This is a genomic window from Bacillus haynesii (assembly GCF_014042035.1).
Taxonomy (GTDB): Bacteria; Bacillota; Bacilli; order Bacillales; family Bacillaceae; genus Bacillus; species Bacillus haynesii.
On sequence record NZ_CP059494.1, the window covers coordinates 1,606,946 to 1,629,672 of the forward strand.

27 protein-coding genes, 1 riboswitch and 1 other annotated feature are annotated in these 22,727 nt (G+C 48.0%); of the genes, 5 read left to right on the forward strand and 22 right to left on the reverse strand.

Going from position 1 to position 22,727, the window contains the following annotated elements:
• Positions 1-195 precede the first annotated feature (195 nt).
• Positions 196-510 (forward strand): DUF5082 domain-containing protein, encoded by a 315-nt coding sequence (locus H2R00_RS07920; RefSeq protein ID WP_154997258.1) that lies wholly within the window; start codon positions 196-198, stop codon positions 508-510.
• Positions 507-1,220 (forward strand): hypothetical protein, encoded by a 714-nt coding sequence (locus H2R00_RS07925; protein ID WP_182070786.1) that lies wholly within the window; start codon positions 507-509, stop codon positions 1,218-1,220. The genes H2R00_RS07920 and H2R00_RS07925 overlap by 4 nt, the downstream gene beginning before the upstream one ends.
• A 60-nt stretch (positions 1,221-1,280) precedes the next feature.
• On the opposite strand, the gene H2R00_RS07930 is transcribed toward H2R00_RS07925, so the two are convergent.
• Positions 1,281-1,913 carry a histidine phosphatase family protein gene (locus H2R00_RS07930; protein WP_154997253.1) on the reverse strand — a complete coding sequence of 211 codons (633 nt, stop codon included), beginning with the start codon at positions 1,911-1,913 and terminating at the stop codon, positions 1,281-1,283.
• A gap of 146 nt (positions 1,914-2,059) precedes the next feature.
• On the opposite strand from H2R00_RS07930, the gene guaD reads away from it, so the two are divergent.
• Positions 2,060-2,530 (forward strand): guanine deaminase, encoded by a 471-nt coding sequence (gene guaD, locus H2R00_RS07935; RefSeq protein ID WP_154997251.1) that lies wholly within the window; start codon positions 2,060-2,062, stop codon positions 2,528-2,530.
• A gap of 28 nt (positions 2,531-2,558) precedes the next feature.
• Here guaD and H2R00_RS07940 read toward each other — a convergent pair whose 3' ends face one another.
• Complete coding sequence (locus H2R00_RS07940) at positions 2,559-3,221, reverse strand: hypothetical protein (protein ID WP_154997248.1); 663 nt, start codon at positions 3,219-3,221, stop codon at positions 2,559-2,561.
• Between the two features lie 71 nt (positions 3,222-3,292).
• Positions 3,293-3,706, reverse strand: coding sequence for an organic hydroperoxide resistance protein OhrB (gene ohrB, locus H2R00_RS07945; RefSeq protein ID WP_182070787.1), 414 nt, complete (start codon positions 3,704-3,706; stop codon positions 3,293-3,295).
• 160 nt (positions 3,707-3,866) lie between these two features.
• Between ohrB and H2R00_RS07950 the strand changes: the two genes are divergently transcribed.
• Entirely contained in the window at positions 3,867-4,319 is a 453-nt protein-coding gene (locus H2R00_RS07950) for a MarR family winged helix-turn-helix transcriptional regulator (RefSeq protein WP_182070788.1), read from the forward strand.
• Positions 4,320-4,563: 244 nt separating this feature from the next.
• Here the strand turns inward: H2R00_RS07950 and H2R00_RS07955 are convergent, their stop codons facing one another.
• The 13 genes from H2R00_RS07955 to H2R00_RS08015 all read right to left on the reverse strand — a co-directional run bounded on the left by H2R00_RS07955 (position 4,564) and on the right by H2R00_RS08015 (position 14,861).
• Positions 4,564-4,989, reverse strand: a complete 426-nt coding sequence (locus H2R00_RS07955; RefSeq protein ID WP_234113188.1) for an organic hydroperoxide resistance protein — start codon at positions 4,987-4,989, stop codon at positions 4,564-4,566.
• Positions 4,990-5,097: 108 nt separating this feature from the next.
• A complete protein-coding gene (locus H2R00_RS07960) occupies positions 5,098-6,345 on the reverse strand; it encodes a glutamate-5-semialdehyde dehydrogenase (RefSeq protein ID WP_154996703.1) in 1,248 nt (415 codons plus the stop codon).
• 13 nt (positions 6,346-6,358) lie between these two features.
• The gene (proB, locus tag H2R00_RS07965) at positions 6,359-7,456 is read right to left on the reverse strand and encodes a glutamate 5-kinase (RefSeq protein WP_154996705.1); all 1,098 of its coding nucleotides are present in this window, start codon (positions 7,454-7,456) and stop codon (positions 6,359-6,361) included.
• A 61-nt stretch (positions 7,457-7,517) separates the two neighbouring features.
• Positions 7,518-7,735 (reverse strand) — a binding site (T-box leader).
• Between the two features lie 55 nt (positions 7,736-7,790).
• Positions 7,791-8,693 (reverse strand): formyltetrahydrofolate deformylase, encoded by a 903-nt coding sequence (gene purU, locus H2R00_RS07970; RefSeq protein ID WP_182070790.1) that lies wholly within the window; start codon positions 8,691-8,693, stop codon positions 7,791-7,793.
• Positions 8,694-8,797: 104 nt separating this feature from the next.
• Positions 8,798-9,112, reverse strand: coding sequence for a DMT family transporter (locus tag H2R00_RS07975; protein WP_154996709.1), 315 nt, complete (start codon positions 9,110-9,112; stop codon positions 8,798-8,800).
• Complete coding sequence (locus H2R00_RS07980; protein ID WP_020451095.1) at positions 9,112-9,441, reverse strand: DMT family transporter; 330 nt, start codon at positions 9,439-9,441, stop codon at positions 9,112-9,114. The genes H2R00_RS07975 and H2R00_RS07980 overlap by 1 nt, the downstream gene beginning before the upstream one ends.
• Positions 9,442-9,500: 59 nt before the next feature.
• Positions 9,501-9,603, reverse strand: a riboswitch (guanidine-I (ykkC/yxkD leader).
• Positions 9,604-9,649: 46 nt separating this feature from the next.
• Entirely contained in the window at positions 9,650-10,171 is a 522-nt protein-coding gene (locus tag H2R00_RS07985) for a DinB family protein (protein WP_182070791.1), read from the reverse strand.
• 4 nt (positions 10,172-10,175) lie between these two features.
• Entirely contained in the window at positions 10,176-10,676 is a 501-nt protein-coding gene (locus tag H2R00_RS07990) for a small multi-drug export protein (RefSeq protein WP_182070792.1), read from the reverse strand.
• A gap of 92 nt (positions 10,677-10,768) precedes the next feature.
• Positions 10,769-11,518, reverse strand: coding sequence for a DUF1129 domain-containing protein (locus H2R00_RS07995; protein WP_182070793.1), 750 nt, complete (start codon positions 11,516-11,518; stop codon positions 10,769-10,771).
• 4 nt (positions 11,519-11,522) lie between these two features.
• Entirely contained in the window at positions 11,523-11,855 is a 333-nt protein-coding gene (locus tag H2R00_RS08000) for a PadR family transcriptional regulator (protein ID WP_075753181.1), read from the reverse strand.
• 117 nt (positions 11,856-11,972) lie between these two features.
• Positions 11,973-13,280 carry a pectate lyase family protein gene (locus H2R00_RS08005; RefSeq protein ID WP_182070794.1) on the reverse strand — a complete coding sequence of 436 codons (1,308 nt, stop codon included), beginning with the start codon at positions 13,278-13,280 and terminating at the stop codon, positions 11,973-11,975.
• Between the two features lie 209 nt (positions 13,281-13,489).
• Entirely contained in the window at positions 13,490-14,224 is a 735-nt protein-coding gene (locus H2R00_RS08010; RefSeq protein ID WP_154996720.1) for a DUF421 domain-containing protein, read from the reverse strand.
• Positions 14,225-14,342: 118 nt separating this feature from the next.
• A complete protein-coding gene (locus H2R00_RS08015; RefSeq protein ID WP_154996728.1) occupies positions 14,343-14,861 on the reverse strand; it encodes an acyl-CoA thioesterase in 519 nt (172 codons plus the stop codon).
• 191 nt (positions 14,862-15,052) lie between these two features.
• On the opposite strand from H2R00_RS08015, the gene H2R00_RS08020 reads away from it, so the two are divergent.
• Positions 15,053-15,940: a dimethylarginine dimethylaminohydrolase family protein gene (locus H2R00_RS08020; protein ID WP_182070795.1), complete on the forward strand. Its 888-nt coding sequence runs from the start codon at positions 15,053-15,055 to the stop codon at positions 15,938-15,940.
• 91 nt (positions 15,941-16,031) lie between these two features.
• Here H2R00_RS08020 and H2R00_RS08025 read toward each other — a convergent pair whose 3' ends face one another.
• The 6 genes from H2R00_RS08025 to H2R00_RS08050 form a co-directional block, all read right to left on the reverse strand.
• A complete protein-coding gene (locus H2R00_RS08025; RefSeq protein WP_182070796.1) occupies positions 16,032-17,045 on the reverse strand; it encodes an ABC transporter ATP-binding protein in 1,014 nt (337 codons plus the stop codon).
• A 19-nt stretch (positions 17,046-17,064) separates the two neighbouring features.
• Positions 17,065-17,952 (reverse strand): C40 family peptidase, encoded by an 888-nt coding sequence (locus H2R00_RS08030; RefSeq protein ID WP_182070797.1) that lies wholly within the window; start codon positions 17,950-17,952, stop codon positions 17,065-17,067.
• Positions 17,953-17,967: 15 nt separating this feature from the next.
• Positions 17,968-19,047 carry a mandelate racemase/muconate lactonizing enzyme family protein gene (locus H2R00_RS08035; RefSeq protein ID WP_182070798.1) on the reverse strand — a complete coding sequence of 360 codons (1,080 nt, stop codon included), beginning with the start codon at positions 19,045-19,047 and terminating at the stop codon, positions 17,968-17,970.
• Between the two features lie 17 nt (positions 19,048-19,064).
• A complete protein-coding gene (locus H2R00_RS08040) occupies positions 19,065-19,997 on the reverse strand; it encodes a S66 peptidase family protein (RefSeq protein ID WP_234112941.1) in 933 nt (310 codons plus the stop codon).
• A 73-nt stretch (positions 19,998-20,070) separates the two neighbouring features.
• On the reverse strand, positions 20,071-21,726 hold the full coding sequence (locus H2R00_RS08045) for a peptide ABC transporter substrate-binding protein (RefSeq protein ID WP_411802186.1): 1,656 nt from the start codon (positions 21,724-21,726) through the stop codon (positions 20,071-20,073).
• A gap of 1 nt (position 21,727) precedes the next feature.
• Complete coding sequence (locus H2R00_RS08050; protein ID WP_182070801.1) at positions 21,728-22,726, reverse strand: ABC transporter ATP-binding protein; 999 nt, start codon at positions 22,724-22,726, stop codon at positions 21,728-21,730.
• Between the last annotated feature and the right edge of the window lies 1 nt (position 22,727).

The window sequence follows — 22,727 nt, forward strand, 5'->3', positions numbered from 1 at the left end:
TCCAACACAAACGCCGCCTGTTCACACGGGCGGCTCTTTTCATGGCCTCAGTCCTTTTTAGGCCGAAAGAACCGTTATATAAGGTACGTCCGCCCAAAAAACATTAAGACTTTTGATTCATTCGTACGATTTCCTTCCGTATCCTTTTCTTTTAACATATTTGTAGTAGATGATGGAAGGGAAGGAAAATATGTAGTGATTGACGATGGAATAGCGTTAGAACGAAAAATCAAACGAAAAATATATCAGGAAGACATTCACTCTCTTCAGCTATACGTAAAAGACGTGAATGCCGCCATTGATGAGCTGAGGCAGGAAAGTTCTTCTATTTTAAAAGCACACCAAATGTATATCAACGGATGGCGCGGACAGGCGCGCGAAATGTATGACGCGCTTTTGGACGATCTTGACCGAGCGGAATCGCGCGTGTATGACAGGCTGAGAGCCATTAAAGAGCAGGCGTCCGAAGAAATTGAGCGGCTTCAGCTGAAAGCCGAGGAGCTGACATGACGATCCGGCTGAACATCAATGATCTGCACGCGCTCGCCCGCCAATTTCGCTATTCCCACCAGCGAATCAGCGATTTAATACACCTTTTGAACCGCCATTTTCATGTTCTTTTCTCCAGCGTGAAAACAGCAAGGACATACGGCATCGATCAGGCGCAATCCGAAATGGAACATGAACTCAAAGGATTTTTACACACGCTCGAAGATTTGCACCATCTCCTGCACTTTACAGAAATCCGCATGAAAAAGACCGACCAGATGCTTGCAGAGAAGCTCTTCAACAGCGGCGGGCGTCTGGCGGGCTACCTGCCGATCATGTCTTTTTTGGCAGCAGCCAAATGTTCCTCTGACAGCTACAGACTGACCGCTCCGCCGCTGTCTGAACCGCTCGCTCTCATGAAGCAGATCAAACAAATCGGTCTGTCAGGACTCTTTACGAAAAAACGAGCAGCAGCATATATTCAGTTTGATGAAGAGGGACAGCAGCAGCTGTGGTCAGCACGCCGCATGATCAGCCGCACAATCGCCGACAACCTTTGCCTTCTGGCATATCAGCAAATCGCAAAAGGCCCGCTTTCTCTTACGGTCTTACTTTTCGGAAAAAAAGCGGAAGCAGATGCGGCAGATGTCAAAACCGTTTGTCTTTCAAAAAACAAACCGATTTCCGCTGCCACGCTTCACAGTTTCAGTGCGAAAATATATTCCGGCTAAGAGGTGCAGGCCTCGCTAATAGAAAAAGCCTGATTTCAACAATCAGGCTTTTTGGCATGCCTACCAGGTGGCATTCTTTGCTTCTACTCTATGTTCCCCGTCTCCTTCTCTTTCGATCGTGACGCTTCCATCCTCGGAAACTGTTACAACCGCAAGAGCTGTGTCATGAACATAGCTTGAATTCCATAGTTCACTGACCGGCCTCTTTTTCAACACATTCAAGAGCATCAAAATAAACACGGAATGGCTGACAATGAGGACATTGCCTTCCCGATGGCGGCGGAGAATGAATTCATACGCCTGGCTGACCCGTTTTTCAAAATCGTAAAAGCTCTCCCCTTCATCAGGCATGTATGTTTCAGGCGCATTAAAATACGCTTCGAGCAAGTCAGGATCGCTTTGTTTGATCTCATCATACGTTTTTCCTTCCCAGCGGCCGATCGAGATTTCTTTTAATCTGTCGTCTGTTATAAAGGGAATGCTGCGGTTCTGCAGCATAGCCCGCGCGGAATCAACGGCCCTGCCGCTTGGACTGGAATATGCAGCCTGGAATTGAACACCTTTCAGCCGTTCGCCGAGGGCATTTGCGTTTGCCAGCCCCAAAGCCGTTAAATTGGAGTCTTCCCAGCCTTGCATTCTTTTTTCTATATTCCATTCCGTCTGACCGTGTCTTGCAATATACAATGTAAGCAAAACATCATCCCCCGTTCATCATACTAGCATTCATTGTATGCGATGTGCGGTTTGAAATCAAACATACTGAATATTCTGATACAAGTTTATTTTGCCGGATTCATCAGCTATAATAAGAAGGCAGGACAACCAAGGAGGATACAGAAATGAATCATGAAACATTTTTGCAGCGCGCAATCGACCTTGCGGTGGAGAGCGTGAAAAGCGGCACAGGCGGACCTTTTGGCGCTGTGATTGTCAAAGACGGCCAAATTATCGCCGAGGGAAAAAACAATGTCACAACAAGCAATGATCCGACAGCGCACGCGGAGGTAACGGCTATTCGGCTCGCCTGTGAAGCACTTGGCGATTATCAGCTGAACGACTGCATTCTTTATACAAGCTGTGAACCGTGCCCAATGTGCCTGGGAGCCATCTACTGGGCGAGACCGAAGGAAGTTTACTTTGCCGCTCAGCATTCAGATGCCGCATCGGCCGGTTTTGACGACTCTTTTATTTATGAAGAAATCACCAAAACGAAAAGCGAACGGACAATTCCTTTTTATAAAATGGACCTTCAAGCAAAGCTTGAGCCTTTTCTTACGTGGGAAACGACCGATCAAAAAGTGGAATATTAAAAAAAGCTTCCTTATAAAGGAAGCTTTTTCATTTTGAAGCAGACGGCTCATACCATTCAAGCTTTTGATCTTCCGATTCAAAGTCAAGGCTTTCTGCTTTTCCATCCTTTTCAATTTCAAGCCTGACGATTTTCCCTTTCAGTTTTTCAGGTGCTTCGGCAACATCCCTCTCAAAATCGGCTGTTTTCTGATAAGTTTTTTCCCCTGCTTTTGTTTTGATTGTAATGTTTTGCTCCGACTCACTGACAAACGTGGCGATGATTTTTCGGCTGCCGTCTTTCTCCTGCTCATATACGCCATTTTGGTCGGCTTTTGACTGCGGCATAAGCTCGGCTTCTTCCGCTTCTTGCGTTTTTCCATCCACCTCTACCTTCACAAGCTTCCCGATTAAGTCATCATGGTCTTCTTCGCTGTGAAAGCGGCTGCTTTTCGGGACAATCAGTTCCTTATCCTTTATTTCGAGCGTGATTTGGTCATCTTCGGCATGAACATACTTGCCTATCAAATCAAAATCTTCTTCAGACCGGATATTTTTGTCAAGAGAATATGTTTTCAAATCAGGCGCTTTCTGTTTGGCCGTATCAGCCGAGGGTTGATCTCCGTTGTTCTCCTTAGCTCCGGTTGCGCATCCTGCAAGGACAAAAGCGAGAGAGAGCACGGTGTATACAAGCGCTTTTTTAAGATATGACATATGCTGCTCCTTTCTAAAAAAGAAAGCAAACAAGCTTTGTTTGCTTTCTCGTTTTCACCTTTGTGTTTGAATTATTTTACTTCAAGACTGACGTCGATATTTCCTCTCGTCGCTTTTGAATAAGGGCAAAAGTCATGAGCGGCTTCGACCAGCTCTTTCGCTTTTTCTTTTTCTACCCCGCCCGATGTGACGATCAGCTTGACGCCGATTTTAAAACCGCCGTCACTCTCATCCTTCAGCAAGCTTACATGGCCTTCGACCTCAGAATCGATATCAATGCCTTTTTGTTTTGCGACATGCTCCAATGCGCCACCGAAGCACGCCGCGTAACCCGCCGCAAAAAGCTGTTCAGGATTTGTCCCTGATTCGCCTTCTTTTTTTTCATTTGGCATGACAATGTTGTGGTCCAAAACCCCATCATCTGATTTGACATGTCCGGATCTTCCGCCTTTTGCCGTGACTTTTGCTGTAAATAATGCAGTCATCCTGATTCCTCCTTACGTTTTTTTCCTCTACTCTTTATATTTCACAAAACGAGTTTTTTAAACATCCGTTTTTGTTTTTTTGGGTTTTCAGCCGAACAATGGGAAAAGAACGCAAAATCTTATACAATAAAAAGGAACATAGAAAAGAGTTGGTGAAACGATGGCAAATGAATTTGAACATATGAGGCTTGACAGACAGCTTTGTTTTCTCCTTTATGCAAGCTCGCGTGAAATGACGAAGCTTTACAAGCCGCTGCTTGATAAACTCAATATTACGTATCCTCAGTACCTCGCACTCCTTTTATTATGGGAACACGAGGAATTAAGCGTCAAAACAATGGGTAAGCTCCTTTATCTCGATTCCGGCACACTGACGCCGATGCTGAAGAGAATGGAGCAGCACGGGCTTTTAACAAGAGAGCGGTCGCCTGAAGATGAACGGTCTGTGATCGTCAGGCTGACAGCAGGCGGCCAGGCACTTCAAGAAAAAGCTAGCAGCATTCCGCAACACATGATCGCCCAGACCGATCTGTCGGCTGACGAACTGAAAAACTTGAAGCAAACGCTTGAATCCCTTCTTGCTTCATTGACGAAAAAAACAGATGCGCAGTAAAGACAGCAAAAAGGCGCCTTCGATGTGAAGGCGCTTCAGATTGTTGACAAAATCCCAAAACGGCTTTTTGTTTTGGGATTTTGTCATCCCTTCAGCGTGATTGAAAACCCTTGCAGTCTAGGAAGGCTGAGCATCGGAGCGGAGCGAATGTTGGAATTCGTGAGCACCGACGCGCAGGCCTGACAACGAATGCGAGGGTTTGTCGACACGCTGAGGCGCCTTCGATGTGAAGGCGCCTCTCTTTTTAAGAAATAACTTCAAGGTTGACATCAACATTTCCGGAAATTGCTTTTGAATACGGGCAAACGGTATGAGCTTGATGAACGAGTTTTTCGAGCTCCGGCTGTTCAACGCCGGTTCCCTTTACTTGCAGCGTGACACTGAGCTTATAGCCTCCATCTGCTTCATCTTTCAGAAGGCTGACGTTCGCCGTCACCTCCGTTTCCATTTTAAGACGCGCTTTTTGGGCGGTCAATTGCAATGCACTGTCAAAGCATGCCGCGTATCCGGCGGCAAACAGCTGCTCCGGATTGGTGGCATTTTCGTTCTCTTTGGCTTTTGGCGTTCCCGGCATGGCCAGCTCCAGTTCAAGGACGCGGTCAGATGAGGTGACTTGTCCGTCTCTGCCACCTTTGGCAATAGCTTGCGAGGTAAATAGCGGTTTCATGATTATCGTCTCCTTCAATTTCAATTGTGCACAATTTAATTTTATAAAATTAAATACAATAACGCAACAAAAAAACATCCTGTCTGCATGGCAAGACAGGATGTTACACTTTCATATCCGGATTTGTCCGTTTCCTTTAATGATATATTTAGAAGAAGTCAGCGCTTTAAGGCCCATCGGCCCCCTTGCGTGAAGCTTTTGCGTGCTGATGCCGATTTCGGCGCCGTAGCCGAATTCAAAGCCGTCTGTAAAACGTGTGGAAGCATTGTGGTAAACCGCTGCAGCATCAACAGACGTTAAGAAAAACCGGGCGTTTTCCTGATTTTCAGTCAGAATCGCTTCCGAATGACGTGTGCCGTACTGCCTGATATGCCGGATGGCTTCATCGATCCCGGCGACGGTTTTGATGCTGACAACCGGCGCAAGAAACTCGGTTTCCCAGTCTGTCTCGCGAGCCGGAACCGCAGATGGCAGCATCGTGCATACGGCCTCGTCTCCCCTGATTTCGACGCCTGCTTCTTCAAGCTTTTGAAGCAGCGCTTTCGTATGCTCTTCCGCCCAGTCTTTATGGATGAGCACCGTTTCAATTGCATTGCAGACAGAAGGACGCTGCGTTTTGGCATTGATGACAACCTGCTCGGCCATGTCGGGCTTTGCCGATTCATCAATGAATATGTGACAGTTCCCTGCGCCTGTTTCAAGCACAGGCACTGTGGATTCCCGCACCACCATATCGATGAGGTTTTTCCCTCCTCGCGGAATCAGCACATCCAAGCCGTCGTTTAAAGTGAACAGCTGTTTTGCCGTTTCCCTGCCTGTATCTTCAATGAGCTGAACGGCATCCTGCGGAAGCGCAGATTGTTCGAGCGCATCCCTGATCACGCGGACGAGCGCTTGATTGCTGTTGATGGCTGATGAACTGCCCCGCAGAATGACGGCATTTCCCGTTTTCAAACAGAGGGTTGCGGCGTCGACCGTTACATTCGGACGGGCCTCGTAGATCATTCCGACGACTCCGAGCGGCACCCTGACATTTTCAATGAAAAGCCCGTTGTCTTTGCGGATCGTTTCAAGCGTTTCCCCCACAGGATCTTCAAGCTTAATGAGCAGCATGACGGCGTCTGCCATATCATTCAGCCTTTCCGGCGTTAAGGCAAGGCGGTCAAGCAGCGCAGGCGAAACGCCTTTTTCTTTGCCGCGGACGATATCTTTCTCGTTTTCTGCTAATATCTCATCTTGCTTAAAACGGAGCGCCTCAGCGATGAAGGAAAGCGCCTCATTTTTCTTTTCAGTCGGCTGATGAACCAGTTCTTCCTTTGCGACTTTGGCCTTTTTTGCTTTTTCAATCACTTCGCTCATCTTTTTCATCCCCTTATTCTTTAATGCTTACCCAATCATTTCGATGGATGACTTCTATCCCTTCTTCATGATGGAACTCATCGCTTCGTTTCCCTTTCACCTCTTCAAGCTCTGCAGCGGAGTACAGCGTTTGGCCTTTCCCGGCCAACCCGTTCGGCCCGTAAACTTCGACAACCGCCCCTTTCGAAAAATCTCCGAATATTTTTGTTACGCCGGCCGGCAGCAGGCTCCCGCCGTTTTCGGTAATCGCCAGCTCCGCCCCCTCATCAACGGTAATCTTCCCTGATACAGGAGAATGAAAGGCGATCCACTGCCTATGATTGTTGACGGAAGACAGGTCGGATTGGCCGATATAGGTACCGTCCCCGTTTCCTTTTAAAATCTGAATCAGCTTATCATCTCCCTCTCCGGAGCCTATGAAAACATTGACGCCGAGTGAAAGAGCGGTTTTTGCCGCCAAAAGCTTCGACTTCATTCCGCCCGTCCCGACTTTTGAACCGGCGGAAGCGGCGCAGCCCAAAAGTTCGTCCGTAATTTCGGGAATGTAATCAAAACGGCGGGCATCAGGATGCTCAGCCGGATTCGAGTCATAAAGGCCGTTAATATCCGTTAAAATGATGAGTTTGTCGGCATGAAGCAGTCCGCTCACCAGGGCAGAAAGCATGTCATTGTCCCCAAACGTCAATTCTTCAACAGATACCGAATCATTTTCATTAATAATCGGGACAAGCCCCCGTTCAATCAGTTCCATAATGGTCGCATATGCATTTCGATACCGTTCCCGTTTGGCAAAATCGTTTCTCGTCAATAAGATTTGCGCAGGCTTGATATCGTGGTCTGCAAAATGCTCAATGTATGTTTGCATTAACAAGCTCTGGCCGACGGCCGCTGCAGCCTGTTTTCCCTTTAGCGTGACAGGCCTTGCGGGATAGCCGAGCTGTAAAAATCCCGCAGCGACAGCACCCGACGAAATGAAGATGACTTCGTGGCCTTCTTTTTTCAGAGCAGCTATCGCTCGAACATGGTCATTGACCTTCTCCTCATCGATGCTGCCTTTCGAGTTGGTTAATGAACTGCTTCCGATTTTAATGACAATCCGTTGTTTTTTCACGTTTTTCCCCTCCGAGATGATCTGGCAGAAGCCAATAAAAAAAGCCCTTTTCGTCCAAATAAAAAAGGACGAAAAGAGCTTTCCGCGGTACCACCTTCATTGAATGCGCAGAAAAAAGCGCATTCCTCTTTCCCCTTTAACGCCAGGGTATGCGCCCAGGTTTTCCCCCTGGGACTCCGAGGCAGGTTCGGCAGGTTTCATGTGGTGAAATGTTTCAGCATGCCATTTCACTCTCTTTCACAGAAAGAACTGCTTACTGGCCCTCTTCAACGCTCGTGATTTTTTATTATTATGCCTAGGAAAAACGCCTCTGTCAAGAGGTAGATCTAACAATTTAATTGAAGACGATCGTCTTGTTTCCATGCACGATAATCCGGTCTTCCAAGTGCCATTTGACCGCTCTTGCCAAAACGCTTCTCTCAATCGTGCGGCCGATGTTTTTCAATGCTTCCACATTGTCTCTATGGTCGACCCGTTCGATATCCTGTTCGATGATCGGTCCTTCATCCAATTCGTTTGTCACATAATGCGATGTTGCCCCGATCAGTTTAACGCCTCTTTCATATGCCCGTTTATACGGATTCGCTCCGATAAAAGCCGGCAGGAAGGAGTGGTGAATATTAATGATTTTGTTCGGATGAGCCGAGACAAAATCAGGCGTTAAAATCTGCATGTAGCGGGCGAGAACGATGACATCCGCACGATACTCTTCAAGCCATTCCAGCTGCTGTTTTTCCACTTCCTGACGGATGTCTTTGTTCGCTTTCATGTAAAGGAACGGAATATTCAGCGATTCAACGGTTTCTCTTGCATCTTCATGATTGCTGATAACCGCTGCAATTTCCGCCATCAAATTGCCGCTCTGCCATTCCCATAGAAGTTCATTCAGGCAGTGAAGCTCTTTTGAAACGAAGATAGCGACGCGTTTCAGCTCGCTCGCCAAATTCATGCTCCACGTCATTCGGAAAGACTCCGCCACAGAGGCGAAAGTCGCTTTCATATGTTCGATCTTTTCGCGGATGCCTTCGGCTTCAAACTCAATCCGCAGAAAGAACCGGCCTCCTTCGGGGTCTGTCGTATACTGGCTCGATTCAATAATATTCGCACCGTTTTCAAATAAAAATGAAGACACGGCGGCAACGATTCCAGGCTGATCCGGACAGCTGACCAGAAGGCGGGCCTTATCGTTATTGATTTCCTGATATTGCGATAACTGCTGTTTCATATATGCATTCATTTTCGTAAAAACCCTCTTTGCTTGTAATTCGTAAACTATCTTTTCATTATACTGGAGTTTATTGAAAAATCAATTTACGAAATCCCATTTGCATCAACCAGACTCTAGCTAATGAGTTTCAGCCCGACGGCAGATCCCAAAATGAGCGCGATGAAAAAGATGCGTTTTCCGTCTTTCGGCTCTCCGTAAAACAGGATCCCGACAAGCGCACCTCCAACCGTGCCGATCCCTGTCCAAACTGCATACGCCGTTCCCATCGGCAGCGTCTCCATCGCAAGGGAAAGCAAGAAAAACGAAGCGGCAAAACCGATGATCAACAAAAAGATCCATCTCAGCCGCTTGTCTTTATGAAACTGGTTCATCATCGTCACGCCGAGCATTTCCAGCAGGCCGGCGGCGATTAGGTAGATCCATTCCATTATGACGCCTCCCCTTTCTCTTCATTTGTTACAAGCTTCAAGCCGATCACGCCGCAAAGCAAAACACCGATCAGAGCAAGCTTGGCGATATTTGCCGGCTCATGAAACAAGACGATTTCACAGACGACTGTTCCCGCCGTGCCGAGACCGGTAAATACGGCATACACGGTTCCGACAGGCAGCTTCTCCCCCGCCTTCACCAGTATATAAAAGCTCATCGCGACGGCAGCCGCCGTGCCGATCCATTCAAGAGCCGAATCAGCGTGTTTCAGCCCCATGACCCAGCCAATTTCAAACAAGGCTGCAAGTATGACACTGCCCCATCTCATCAAAATCCCTCCAATTCATTTTCAGCAAAAGAAAAAACCCGGGCTATCGATGAAAACGATACTCCCGGGCTTTTATCCCTCCGTGTGCATATGAACAAATCATATGTGTTTTCTCTCGGACCAGGCCACATCGGAATGTGCGGAACCCTAGAAAACTTTAACGCTTTGAAGTTTGCTAATTAGCATCATACCAAATCATACGAAAAAATCAACTGTTTTGCCTGCGGAACTCTCTTAAGCAGGCCTGGATATGCGCCTGGTGATAGCGGTTATGATCAGACATGTGCCAGATCCCCCAGCGGATCGTCGCAAACCCTCCCTCATACGGAACCTTCTTCAGCAAGTCTTTTTCCGAAAAGCCTTTAGCGGTGTGTTTCAACATCTCCAACACCTCGTCATACCACTCGATGAACACGGATAAGGGTACGCCTTTTACCTCGGGCAATCGTCCGTTTTCATCCGTCATCGGCCCGTATTTCTCTTCCAGCTCTCTTGGAAATTCTCTTCCCTTCAGCCTGTAAACCCAGCGGATATCGACATTGATTAAATGATAGATCAGCTGGGCGATGCTGTTTTTGTCGCCATGCTCACCCTTAAATTCCAGCTCCTCCTGACTGATGCCGGAGACGATTGATTTCAGCCGGTCGATGTTTTCATTGACCGCTGAAAAAAGCACTCCGACTGTCGGCGCCATCTCTTCAACTGGAGATAAATCTTTCAAAAACTGCATGTCTTCACTCCTCCTGTTTAAAGATATTTTTCAGCAGCCCTTCATTTTCAGGAGCGAGGAAACTGAAACCATAGTAGGCAGCGACAGCCGATGCCGTTGTCCATACTGCGAGACTCCCCGTCATCCACAGCGCCGTTTGCCGGCGCCTTGCCCCAAAGCCCATGCACATAAACGCGGTTAAGTGGGAGCCGATAAAGAAAGGTCCGACGAAAGAAAGGCCCGGGATGCCGTAGGTCAGCCATATTTTTTTCGCCCTGCTTTTCCTTTTTGAGAGCTTACCAGTCTCCGTTCCCAGCTCCCCGCGCCTTCTTTCAAGCCACGCCTTTACTTTGTCAATTAAAAAAATAAGCAGCAGTACGGTTAATAGATTTCCGAATAGTGCGATAATAGCAGACGGTACGGGTTTAAGACCGGCAATGATCGCTAGCGGCACGACACCGATCACTTCAAACCACGGAATCGCAGCCAAAATAAAGACGAGTACATAGCCCCACATCATATTCATATATCGGCCACCTTTCATGCTCTGATCATAAACGTTGTGATCGCCAAAAGGCAAGAGTCTTTACCTTAAAAAATATAATGCTCTTTCGGATTTCATTCATATTGAGCCGTATTTTTGGCACGCTTTGTTTCAATGAACATGACGAGCAGCAGCCCGATATAGGGAATATAAGTTTCTGCCATCATGGCTCCCGCTGAATCCCACTTCATATACTGAAACAAAAAATGCGTTCCAGCTAAAAGCAGCGGCAATATGGACAAGGCTCCAGCTTTCAACCTGAAAGACAAACATACGATCACAAGAAACGACAGAGCCATAATCAGCCAGCGGCTTCCCCCTTCAAACGAAAAAACCGGTGTCCCGAATTGCCGGTCAATAAAAATAATGGCCAGAATCGGAAAAAACGTCAAAGCGGCGTACATCATCGTATACATGAAGGCCGTTTTCTTCCCTTTAAACGCTGAAATCCGGCCCAAAAGCGGTAACATAACCGCTGCCAGCAAAATGTAAAGCGGATAGCCTGCCAGCGTATAGACAGAATAATCGAGGCTGTCGTTCACGGCATCACTGAATATAAAATAGGATATCGCGCCGATTAAAATGGCAAAGAACAACTTAGCGATCTCCCCCGGCTTTGATGAAAGCTCTTTTGACAGCGCTTGAACATATGACTTGGGAGAATCCCCCAAAATTTGCCGGACGGTTTTTCCCTCCTTTTCTCCTTCCAAGGCATGAACGGTCAGCTCATCCATGATTCCTTCGATTTCTTTGTCGCTTTTTCCTAAAGACATTAAGTACATTCTCATGTCGTCCAATACGTTTTGCATGTCCTTTGATAGCACGATTTCACTTCTCCTTCAGTTTTTTTTCGAGCAGCGCATTGACGTTCCCGGATAATGCTTTCCAACGGCCGATGAACGATTGAAGCTCCGCTTCGCCAAGGGGCGTAAGTCTGTAATATTTTCTCTTCGGGCCGCTCGCCGACCGTTTTAGTTCGGTCTCCACCCATTTTTCCTTTTGCATGCGGAGGAGAATCGGATAGATGCTTCCTTCGCTGATATCTGAAAAACCGTATCCCGCAAGCACCTTTGTCATTTCATAGCCGTAAATCTCCCCCTCGGATATGACGGCAAGCAGACATCCTTCTAAAATCCCTTTCAGCATTTGCGTTGAACTCATAAGCCACCTCTTTTATGTATCTTGCAATACAAGATACACGAATCATAACATATGCTATTTTGTATTGCAAGATACCTGAACAAAAAAGCGGACATCCACATGTCCGCTTTGCGTATGTTACTTCAGTTTTCCTGCGCCTGCCTGTGCTTCAACGATTGCCGGCACATCTTCTGCGTCGTCGATTTTTTCAAACAGCGTCGGCTTCCAGCCGGCCGTTTTTTTAATAGACGCATGGTTTGCTTGGTTGTATGTGCTGACAACATCGATTTTTGCGACGCTTTTTTGGTCGTTTACGACCGTATCTTTTTCATATAAAGCGTCACCTTTAAAGACTTTCATCAGTTTTTGAGGCTTCGTTCCTTCCGGCAGGTCGAAGTAGTTGTCCTCCGCATAAATTTTTGAAGAATAGCCTACACCCCATGAGTAATTGTAGCTGTCTTTCGTGCTTTTAAAATAATTGTTGTAGATGTGCACTTTTCCGTAGCGGACGCGCGGAGCCCGCTCTTTAATATTTTCGTAGAGATTGTGGTGGAATGTCACCCTTAAATGCCCGTTGTCTGCTTTATAGCTGTCGCTTGAGCCGATAATCGTGTTTTTAGAGTGTCCTGAAAATATGCTGTAGGATACCGTAATAAAATCCGACTGCTTTTTGATATCCAGCAGTCCGTCGTGATGCTGGAATTCGCGCCCGAAATACTTTTCAGTCAGTTCATCAGGCTGATCTCCGTCATTGAATGAGCAGTGGTCGATCCAAATATATTTGGACGTTTCGATCAGCAGATTGTCATATTCCGAATTCCAGTTTCCGCTGCTTCCATCTGTCGGATCCCAGCCAGGAAAGAAATCGTACGCGTTTTCGAACTCGATATTGCGGATGATGACGTTTTCTGCGTTTTTGACATAAAAGCCTCCGCCGACGATTTTCGCATCATCTCCGAGCCCGATAATCGTCGTGTTCGAACCGACTCTGATCAAGACCCGTTCCTTCTGATTGTCTTTCGAGCGGAGCCTTGCCTCTTCAAGCTTTCCTGACGGCTCCTTTTTTCCCCATTTCTTCGGATCATAAGCTTTGAGATACGCTTCGATCGAGTATTCAGGGTCTTTATAATCATCATAGCCTAAAGGATTGTTTTCATCATCAACACTAAGATTGATTGTTCCCTTCACATAGATGATCTTCGGCGTATCATTTTCGCTGTTCTTTTTGTTGTCTCCCCCTAATGCCTCAACAAGCTGCTTGCGGTTTTTGACCGTATATACTTGATCAGAAGAAGCGTCAGCGCCTCCGGTCGTTCCTTTTCCGTAAGCGCCCCAGCCGTCTTTTGATCCGAGAACGTCACGTCCGTAGTCTGCCGCTTCGATTGGCACAGAAGTGCCGAGCAGCAGCAGGGCACCCAAAATCATTACACTAAAAAACCTTTTCATCAATTGCACCTACCATCAAAATTTTTTCACAAAAACTAATATATGCTATAAAAATACAGAAAACAACATATTTTCCTCCTGTTTTTTGTGACACCATTTTCAACTTTTATGACAAATGCCCTGTTTCATTTTATGTACGAAGAAAAGAACAGACTCTTGATACTTTTCTGAAATAGTACGAATTAAAAAAATCGCCTATTCGGCGAAAATTAATGGTCTTGCCCCGGTTTATAAAGATACGGATCATCGGTTAACGGGCTGCCGGGATCTTCCGCATCAATCATAATTTCATTTTTTTCGTTCAGGGTGCCGAGCGTAATGGTTGGCAGCATCGCTTGCTCAATCCCTTTATCCTCTAATTTTTGAAACAACCATTCTTTCGTTTTTTTCAAGTATTTTAAATTGTGTTCGATGATTTCGCCGTCTAAAATGAGCGGAATCGGCACGAAATTCCGCTTCGTCTCCAAGTTGAGGTCCCGCGGCTGTACCGGCCTTGCTTCCGATTTGGGAATCACGCTGATCTGACCCGATTCTTCAATCAGAGCGATGTCGATATCTTTCGGGTCGGCATAGCCTTTTTCGCGCAACTTGCCGAGCAGTTCATTGACAGTCAGCCGCTCTCTTTTTAATCCCCCTTTATCAATATTGCCGTTTCGAATCAGCACGGTCGGGCTGACGACAAGAAACCATCGCCATTTATTGTGTAATGAGAGCTTTTCAATCAACAAATAAAAGATCAGAAAGGTAAGAGCATAATAAATGGACATTGAAATTTTAGAAGTAAGAATCGGTTCGCTGATGATCGTTCCGATCGCAAATGTCAGCAAAAGGTCGAAGTTCGTCATTTGCGAAACGGCTTTCTTCCCTGCGATTCGAAAAAGAATATAAGCTATAGAAAACACTAAAGCAGGCTTGGCTAAAAAAGTCCATACAAATTCAAGCATCTCATTCAAAACTTCTTTCCGTTTTTTGTCATTTATTTTGAACAGATATTGGTTTGTGTATTCATTACACAGCAAAACCCCGGCAACTGATGCTTGAGCCGGGGTTTTGATCGTATGTTTACCAAGGTTTGTCTACAGCCAGCGCCTGAGCCAGCGCTTTGCTGTGTTTGCGATGGTTTTTCCGTTCTTCGGCACGCTGACGGGCGGTCTGGTGCAGCATCATTTCTTCTTCAGACTGCGGTACAACTTGAGGAACGGCTTGAGGGTTGCCGTCTTGATCAAGCGCCACGAAGGTTAGAAAGGATGTCGCCGCAAGCTTTCGTTCGCCTGTCAGCAAGTGCTCTTTAATGACTTTGACGAATACCTCCATGGACGTTCTGCCAACCCATGTCACATAAGATTCAAGGCAGACGGAATCCTCCTGGCGGATCGGTTCGAGAAAATCGACGGAATCCATGGAAGCCGTCACGGTTTCACACCTCGAGTGTCTCGCTGCCGAAATTGAGGCGATATCGTCGATATAGCTCATCAGCTTGCCGCCGAACAAGGTGTTGTGATTGTTCGTGTCAAGCGGAAACACCCTGCTTGTTTTGACAACTTTTGATTCTTTGCAGTATCTTTTCTCAGGTCCATTCATCATCCATTACTCCTTTGATGTCTACTAAGATGCGTTTGTAAAGTGGATTTTTTCTTTATTAAACACTATTAGAATTCATTTGTCTAAACTTTTTTATCCGGCTGACTTGTCAGATTTTCTGGCTAAAATGTTTATTTCCTGATGCAGGAAGGGAATAATGAAATGACTAAAGAGAGGACGGGGGAATCAAAATGGACTCAGCAATATCGAAAAAAAATCGCGGGGCGGGCTGCACAAGCGAATACGATGTCTTAAAAAAAGTGGTGTTATGCAGACCGGAGTATATGGAGATCGCAGAAGTGATCAATGAAACACAAAAGTATTTCCAAAAGGATAATATTGATAAAACGCTGGCCGTCCGCCAGCATAAAACATTGATAAAAGAATTGGAGAGCCGGGGTATTGAAGTCGAGCTTCTGCCTGCTTTAAGCCAATTTCCGGAACAGGTCTTCACGCGTGATATCGGGTTTACGATCGGAGATACTGTGTTTTCCGCTCAGCTTTCAGCCGACATCCGCCAGGGCGAAGAAAACGTCCTGCAGGAATGGCTGGCAAAAGAACAGATCGCCTTTGCCACATTTAATGAAGGATATCAAATCGAGGGTGGCGACATCCTCGTCGACCAAAATACCATATATGCCGGCATCAGCCACAGAACGACGTTTTCGGCCGTCCAAGAGCTGAAGCGCAGGCTTCCCTCTTATGAAGTCGTACCGGTTCCATTTGAAGAGACTTTCCTTCATTTGGACTGCGTCTTCAACATTCTTTCGCCGACAGAAGCGCTCGTCTATCCAAAAGCCTTAGGAGAAAGAGAATACGATGTCTTGAAAAAACGCTATGACATGATCGAAATTACGGATGATGAACAGTTCCGACTCGGCACAAACGTCCTGTCCATCGGCAATAAAAACGTGATCAGCCTGCCTGATAACCGCCACGTGAATCAGGAGCTCAGAGAAAGGGGCTATACGGTCATCGAAATCGACTTATCCGAGATCATAAAATCCGGCGGATCTTTCAGATGCTGTACATTGCCGATTGAACGTACTTCTACTGGATGTCACGACGGCAGCGCCTGACCCTTATTCCATTTGGCATCAGCGACTTAGCAAATGGAGAAGTTGGCGGCAAGCTAAGGAGCCCTTTTTACAGGGCTCCCTTTTTCTATATTCACCTCGCCTGCAGTGTCACCTTCATGCCGGCCTCCTCTTTTCTCACGTCTCTGTCATACAGATGGCAGGCGACAAAATGACCGTCGGCGGCTTCTTTTAACATCGGTTTTTTGGCGGCGCAAATGTCCATCGCGGCGGGACACCTCGTTCTGAAAACGCAGCCGCTCGGCGGATCGATCGGACTTGGCAGCTCGCCTTTCAGTATGATTCGTTTCCGCTTATCCTCCACATCCGGATCGGGAATCGGGATAGCCGATAAAAGCGCCTGGGTGTATGGATGCAGCGGTTCTTGATATAGCCGGACGCTGTCGGTGATCTCGACCATGTGCCCGAGATACATGACGCCGATCCGGTCACTGATGTGTTTCACCATGGAAAGATCGTGAGCGATAAATAAAAACGTGAGCCCTTTTTCCTTTTGCAGCTTTTTCAAAAGGTTGACGACCTGCGCCTGGACAGAGACGTCAAGTGCCGATATCGGCTCATCAGCGACGATAAATTCAGGTTCAAGCGCAAGCGCTCTGGCGATGCCGATTCTTTGCCTCTGCCCGCCGCTGAACTCATGGGGATAGCGATTGGCAAAGCTTTTGTGCAGACCAACTGCTTCCAGGAGCTCGTCCGCCTTTTCAAGACGCGCCTTTTTCCCACCGTACAGGCCGTGGATTTCCATGGGCTCTGTCATAATCTCCCTGACCGTTAACCTCGGATTTAATGAAGCATACGGGTCTTGAAAAATCATTTGAATTTTGCGGTTGTACTGGAATGATTCATCATCGGTCAGATTGTGGATGTTTTTCCCCCGATATGTAATCTCGCCTTCTGTCGGCTGATAAAGGCGCATCAGCACCCTTCCGGATGTCGACTTGCCGCAGCCCGATTCTCCGACGAGTCCGAACGTCTCTCCTTCTTTAATATCAAATGAAATGCCGTCGACCGCTTTGACCGTTTTGCCCCTTCCGGCGTCAAAGTGCATTTTCAGACGGCTGACTTTCAATAAAGCGCCGGTTTGCATGCCAATCCCCCCGTTTTATTTAAAAATAGCGCCTGATGGCACACAGCTCTTTTTCATAAATTGTGCCTTTAAGAGGTATGACCTCAATCGATTTGCCCGTTTTTGGAGAGTGAAGCATCTGTCCGTTTCCGCAGTAAATGCCGACATGATGAACCCGCCCTCTGCCTTCTTCATATGCGAAAAACAGTAAATCGCCCCGCTTCGGGCTGCTGAAGGACACCTCTTTTCCGCCTTTCGCCTGATCGACGGCATCGCGCGGAGCGGAGCGGCCGTTCGCCTTTAGCATATTGAAGACAAAGCCTGAGCAGTCGTAGCCAAACCCGCTCATCCCTCCCCAAAGATAGGGCAGATTCAAAAACGCCTGACCGGTTTGAACGATGTCGTCTCCGCTGCCTTTTACAGGTGTTTCGAGGTCCGCATCTCCTTTTTTCAGCCATTTGCGGCCGAGCGGTGTGTCAACTTCAAACCAGATGCCGTCCGAAGACAAGACCGGCAGCTTGGTGAGAAAACTCAGCTCAAGGACTTTCGTTTTCTTGTCGTCATATAAGAAAGCCGTCGGTTTTTGAATGACGGCGCTTGCCTCAGACTTCGCCGGGCTTTTTTCGACCAGGCAGTCTTTTGGAATCCAGCCCGGGTAGCCGCGTTCGTCTTTTGCAGACGGCTGTCCTGGAATGATGACGAACGCCCAGTCTCCCCGCTCTTGTAGAAGTTGCACATCTTCTCCGAAAAGCACTTGTGTTTGAACAAGGTTTGCCGTACACAGCTCAAGACGCTCCTCGTAGGACAACGCGTCAAGCCAGCTTCTCACATGCACGGGATTTTCCAGCATCATCCGATCAATGCGGCGCGGTGCTTCCGGACTGGTCCAGACATTGGCGACTGAGACGGCTGTCGTATAAAGGCTCATTCGTCTTCTCCCCTCTCAATGATTGACTTTCGTGATTCCAAGTCCGGGAGCATCCGGTATCGTGATCGTTCCTGCATGATAGCGGATGCCGCCTTCAACGATATCCTCCTTCAGCATGAGCGGCGCATCAAAATCAAATTTTGTGACATTTTTCTGGCTTGCTGCGAAATGGGCGGCTGCTGTGATGCCGAGCCTTGTCTCGATCATGCTCCCGGCCATGCATTCCACTCCGCACGCTTCTGCCATGGCGTTGATTTGCAGCGCCTGGCGGATGCCGCCCGATTTCATCAGTTTAATATTGATGAGATCGGCGCTTCTCGTTTTCAGCACGTGAAAAGCATCCCTTGGGGTAAACACGCTTTCGTCCGCCATAATCGGCGTATCGACGGCATCTGTCACCTGTTTCAAGCCTTCGAGATCGTACCGGTGGACCGGCTGTTCGACAAGCTCGATCGAAAGCCCCTCATCCTCCATTTTCCGAATGGCTTTGACGGCCTCTTTCGCCGTCCAGCCTTGATTGGCGTCCACGCGGATCCGGACAGCGGGCCCCGCTTGTTGGCGGATTTCCCTGATCCGTTCGAGGTCTGTTGCGATGTCGTTTTTTCCAACCTTAATTTTGAGCGTACGAAACCCTTCTTTTACATAACGGACCGCGTCTTTCCCCATTTCTTCCGGGCCATTGACGCTGACGGTAAAATCCGTCTCGATCTCCCGCCTATATCCGCCCAGCAATTGATACAGGGGAAGACCGCAAAGCTGTGCCAAGCAATCGTAGACGGCTGTTTCAACAGCGGCCTTTGCGCTTGTATTTCCGATAATCAGCTTGTCGATGTCATGAAATATCGCCTCAGCCATTCGCAAGTTGCACCCGGTGAGGGCGGGTGCGAATATCGTGTTGACTGCCCCCTCAATACTGTCAAGCGTCTCACCGGTAATAACAGCAGTCGGAGGCGCTTCTCCCCAGCCTGTCATCCCGTTTTCAGCCGTTAGTTTAACAATGACGGCTTCTGCGGTGCGGACGGTTCGAAGCGCCGTTTTAAACGGCTTTTTCAGCGGAACGGCGATGCGGTTTGTCGTAATCTCGGCAATCTTCATGGCGGCCTCCTTTCCCATTAAGAAATTCCCGGGTCGATGGTGAGCCGTTTTTTGCCGGCGTCAAGGACGGCTTTCACCCCCACCGGAACGGCGATATTCGGTGAACAATGGCCGATTTTAAAGCCTGACAGCGCCGGTTTTCCTTCAGAGGCAATATAATCTTGGAAAACCTCTTTTAATGTGAGCGACTCATCGCGTTTTTTCTGGGTGCAGTTATGAAAATCGCACAACAGGATGCCGGCGGCGTCCGATAATTTCCCGGCCATTTTCAATTGATTCAGCATCCGGTCGATTCGGTAAGGCTCTTCATCGACATCCTCGATAAACAAAAGCTTTCCTTTCGTATCGATTTCATAAGGCGTACCGAGCGTCGTCACCAGAAGGGCGAGGTTTCCGCCGACGAGCTCCCCTTCCGCCGCACCGTTTACGAGCGTTTCCAAAGGCGACAGTTCTTCTGTATAAGTGAGCGTCATTTTTTGAAACAGCTGCTGAAAGGAGTGCCGGGTGAGCGGATGCACGTCTTCTTTGCCGATGTCCGAACTGAGCATCGGGCCGTGAAATGTAATAAGTCCGGTGTTTTGCCTGATCGCTGTAAGTAAAAAAGTGATATCTGAATAGCCCCAAAAAATTTTCGGGCGGCTTTTGATGAGCCGGTAGTCAATTTTCTCGGCTATCCGTGCCGTGCCGTAACCTCCGCAGGCACAGATAACAGCCTTGACCGAACGGTCTTCAAACATGTCGTGCAGATCCAGCAGACGCTCTTCATCGCTCCCTGCCAAATAGCCGTGTCTTTCGGAGGCTGAGCGTCCCATTTTGACTTCAAGTCCGAGCTCTTTTAAAAACCGGACGGCGCGGTCAAGCTTTTCGGGGACAGGCGGACTGGCCGGTGCAATCACACCAACCGTATCTCCCTTCATTAACCTTTGAGGTGCAGTATTCAACAGAGACATCCCCCTTTATGAAAAGTCCGTCCGCCTCTGTGCGGTGGCACGCACAAAGAAAGTGGCAGACGGACAAGTTTGATCATGACGTTTTTTCGGCCCATTTCAGTTCAATGTAGCCGACTGGATGACGGACGATGCCTTTCACATTCTCCTTTTCCAAATGGACTTGATTGTAGAAGTGGATCGGTATGATCGGCATCCCTTCAAACAGCAGTTCTTCAGCCTGATGCAGCAGCTCAGTCCGCTTTTCTTCGTCAGCTTCATTTTTCGCCGCCTTGATCAGCTCGTCATACTCTGAATTGCTCCAGCCGGTTCTGTTCATTGCATTACCCGTTTGAAAGCTTTCCAGGAAGTTGATCGGGTCAGCATAGTCAGCCAGAAAAGAGCTTTGGGAAAATTGGAATTTGAGCGCCTTCTGTTCTTCAAGGAACGTGTTCCATTCCATATTGGCGAGCTTCACATCGACGCCGAGCGTACTTTTCAGCTTTTGCTGAATCGCTTCCGCCATTTTTTTATGCTCCGGTTTTGTGCTGTATGTCAGCGTAACGGCAGGCAGCTTTTCGTAGTTTTCTTCCTTCATGCCTTTTTCGAGCAGCTGTTTCGCTTCATCGGCGTCATATTTGAGCAAGTCGCCGCCTTCCTCGCGAAAATCCTTGCCGTTCGGTCCTTTGATCCCCGGAGACACAAACCCGCGAGCCGGTTTTTCACCGTTTTTCGTGACATAATCGACGATTTCCTGCTGATCGACGGCCATCGCAAACGCTTTTCTGATCTTTTCATTCTGGAACGGTTCTTTATTGACATTGAACCTGTAATAGTAAAGACCTGCCTGATCGAACACCTTCACCTCGTCAGCGCCCATCAGCTTCTCGCTCATTTCAGCCGGCACATAAGCCGTATCGAGCTCATTCGACTCGAACATTTGGTAGTCGGTATTTCTGTCATCGACCATTGCCCATATCACTTTATCAAGCTTCACAGTATCCCGGTCCCAATACGTATCGCTCTTTACCATCGTAAAGCTTTCATCATGCTTCCATTCTGTCAGTTTAAACGGACCGTTGCCGACGAATGTAGCAGCTTCCTCATGCCATTTCGGGTTTTTTTCGGCGACTTTCTGAGGAACCGGGAAAAAAGCCGGATTGGCTACAATGCTCAAAAACGACTGCTGCGGACTTTCGAGCGTCACCTTAAGCGTCTTTTCATCCACCGCTTTGACTTTGACATCATCCTTTGCACCTTTTCCGCTGTTAAAGGCCTCACCGCCTTCGATAAAGTAGCCTAAAAACGCGGCAGAGGAGCCCGTTTTCGGATCGAGCAGACGCTTCCACGCATATTCAAAATCCCCAGCGGTTAAAGGGTCTCCGTTTGACCATTTGGCATCATCACGGATTGTAAAAGTATATGTCTTCCCATCGTCGGAAATGTTCCACTTTTCGGCGGACGCAGCTTCTGGTTCATGGTCTGCGCCAAGCCTTGTCAAACCTTCCATCAGATTATTCAGCGCTTGCCATGAGACATTATTAAAGCCGATCGGCGGATCAAAAGATGTCGGTTCATTTTCATTGTTCAGCCTCAGGACCTGTTCTCCAGCCGTTTCTTTCGCTTTCTTCTTCGTTTCCTGCCCCGCTTGTTCATTTGCCGTACATCCGAACAGCAAAATGATCGCAAATGCGGCAGCCAACACGCTCGCTAGCCTTTTCATCAAATCCCCCCATTTGAAAATCGATCTCATGTTATGTCGTCAGTAAAGCACGTTTCGCCCTTTCATCTTGAAGCCAGCAGCACACACGATGACCCGCCGAGACTTCTGTAACGGCAGGATGAACCCTGCCGCACACTTCCATTGCATGGGAACAGCGCGCCGTAAACGGACACCCTTCAGGCGGAGAAAACAAATCTGGCGGCGTCCCGTCAATCGGAACGAGGTCTCCACCTTCAAGGTCAAGCCTCGGAACGGAATGCAGCAAGCCTTTTGTATACGGGTGCTGCGGACGGTAAAAAATATCCCTCCTCGCTCCCGTTTCAGCTATTTTCCCGGCGTACATCACGGCGATTCTATCCGCCGTCTGTGCGACTACGCCTAAATCATGGGTGATTAAAATGATGGATACCCCGGTTTTCCGCTGAATGTCTTTAAACAGCTCAAGAATTTGCGCCTGAATGGTAACATCAAGCGCGGTCGTCGGTTCATCCGCAATCAGAATCTCCGGTTCGCAAATGAGCGCCATGGCAATCACGATCCGTTGCCTCATCCCTCCGCTGAATTGATGCGGATACTGCCTCAAACGCTCTTGCGGATTCGGAATCCCGACAAGCTCAAGCATCGAAATGACCGCTTTTCGAGCGTCTGTTTTAGATACGGGCCGATGTTCCAACAGCGCTTCTGTCAGCTGGTCTCCGACGGTCAAGGTCGGATTCAGGGCCGTCATCGGATCCTGGAAGATCATTGAGATTTCGGCCCCTCTGATCTTTCTCATCTCTTTTTCGGACAGATTGCGCAAGTCTTTTCCCTTAAAGCGGATCGCGCCGTCTGTGATCGTTGCCGAAAATTTCGGCAACAGCCGCATGATGCTGTGCGATGTCACGCTTTTTCCGCATCCCGACTCGCCGACAATCGCAAACGTCTCCCCCTCATATAACTCAAAGCTCACACCGCGGACGGCTTTGACCGTTCCGCCGTATGTCGCAAATGAAACATGCAGATTCTCGACTTCCAATACTTTTTTCCGCAAA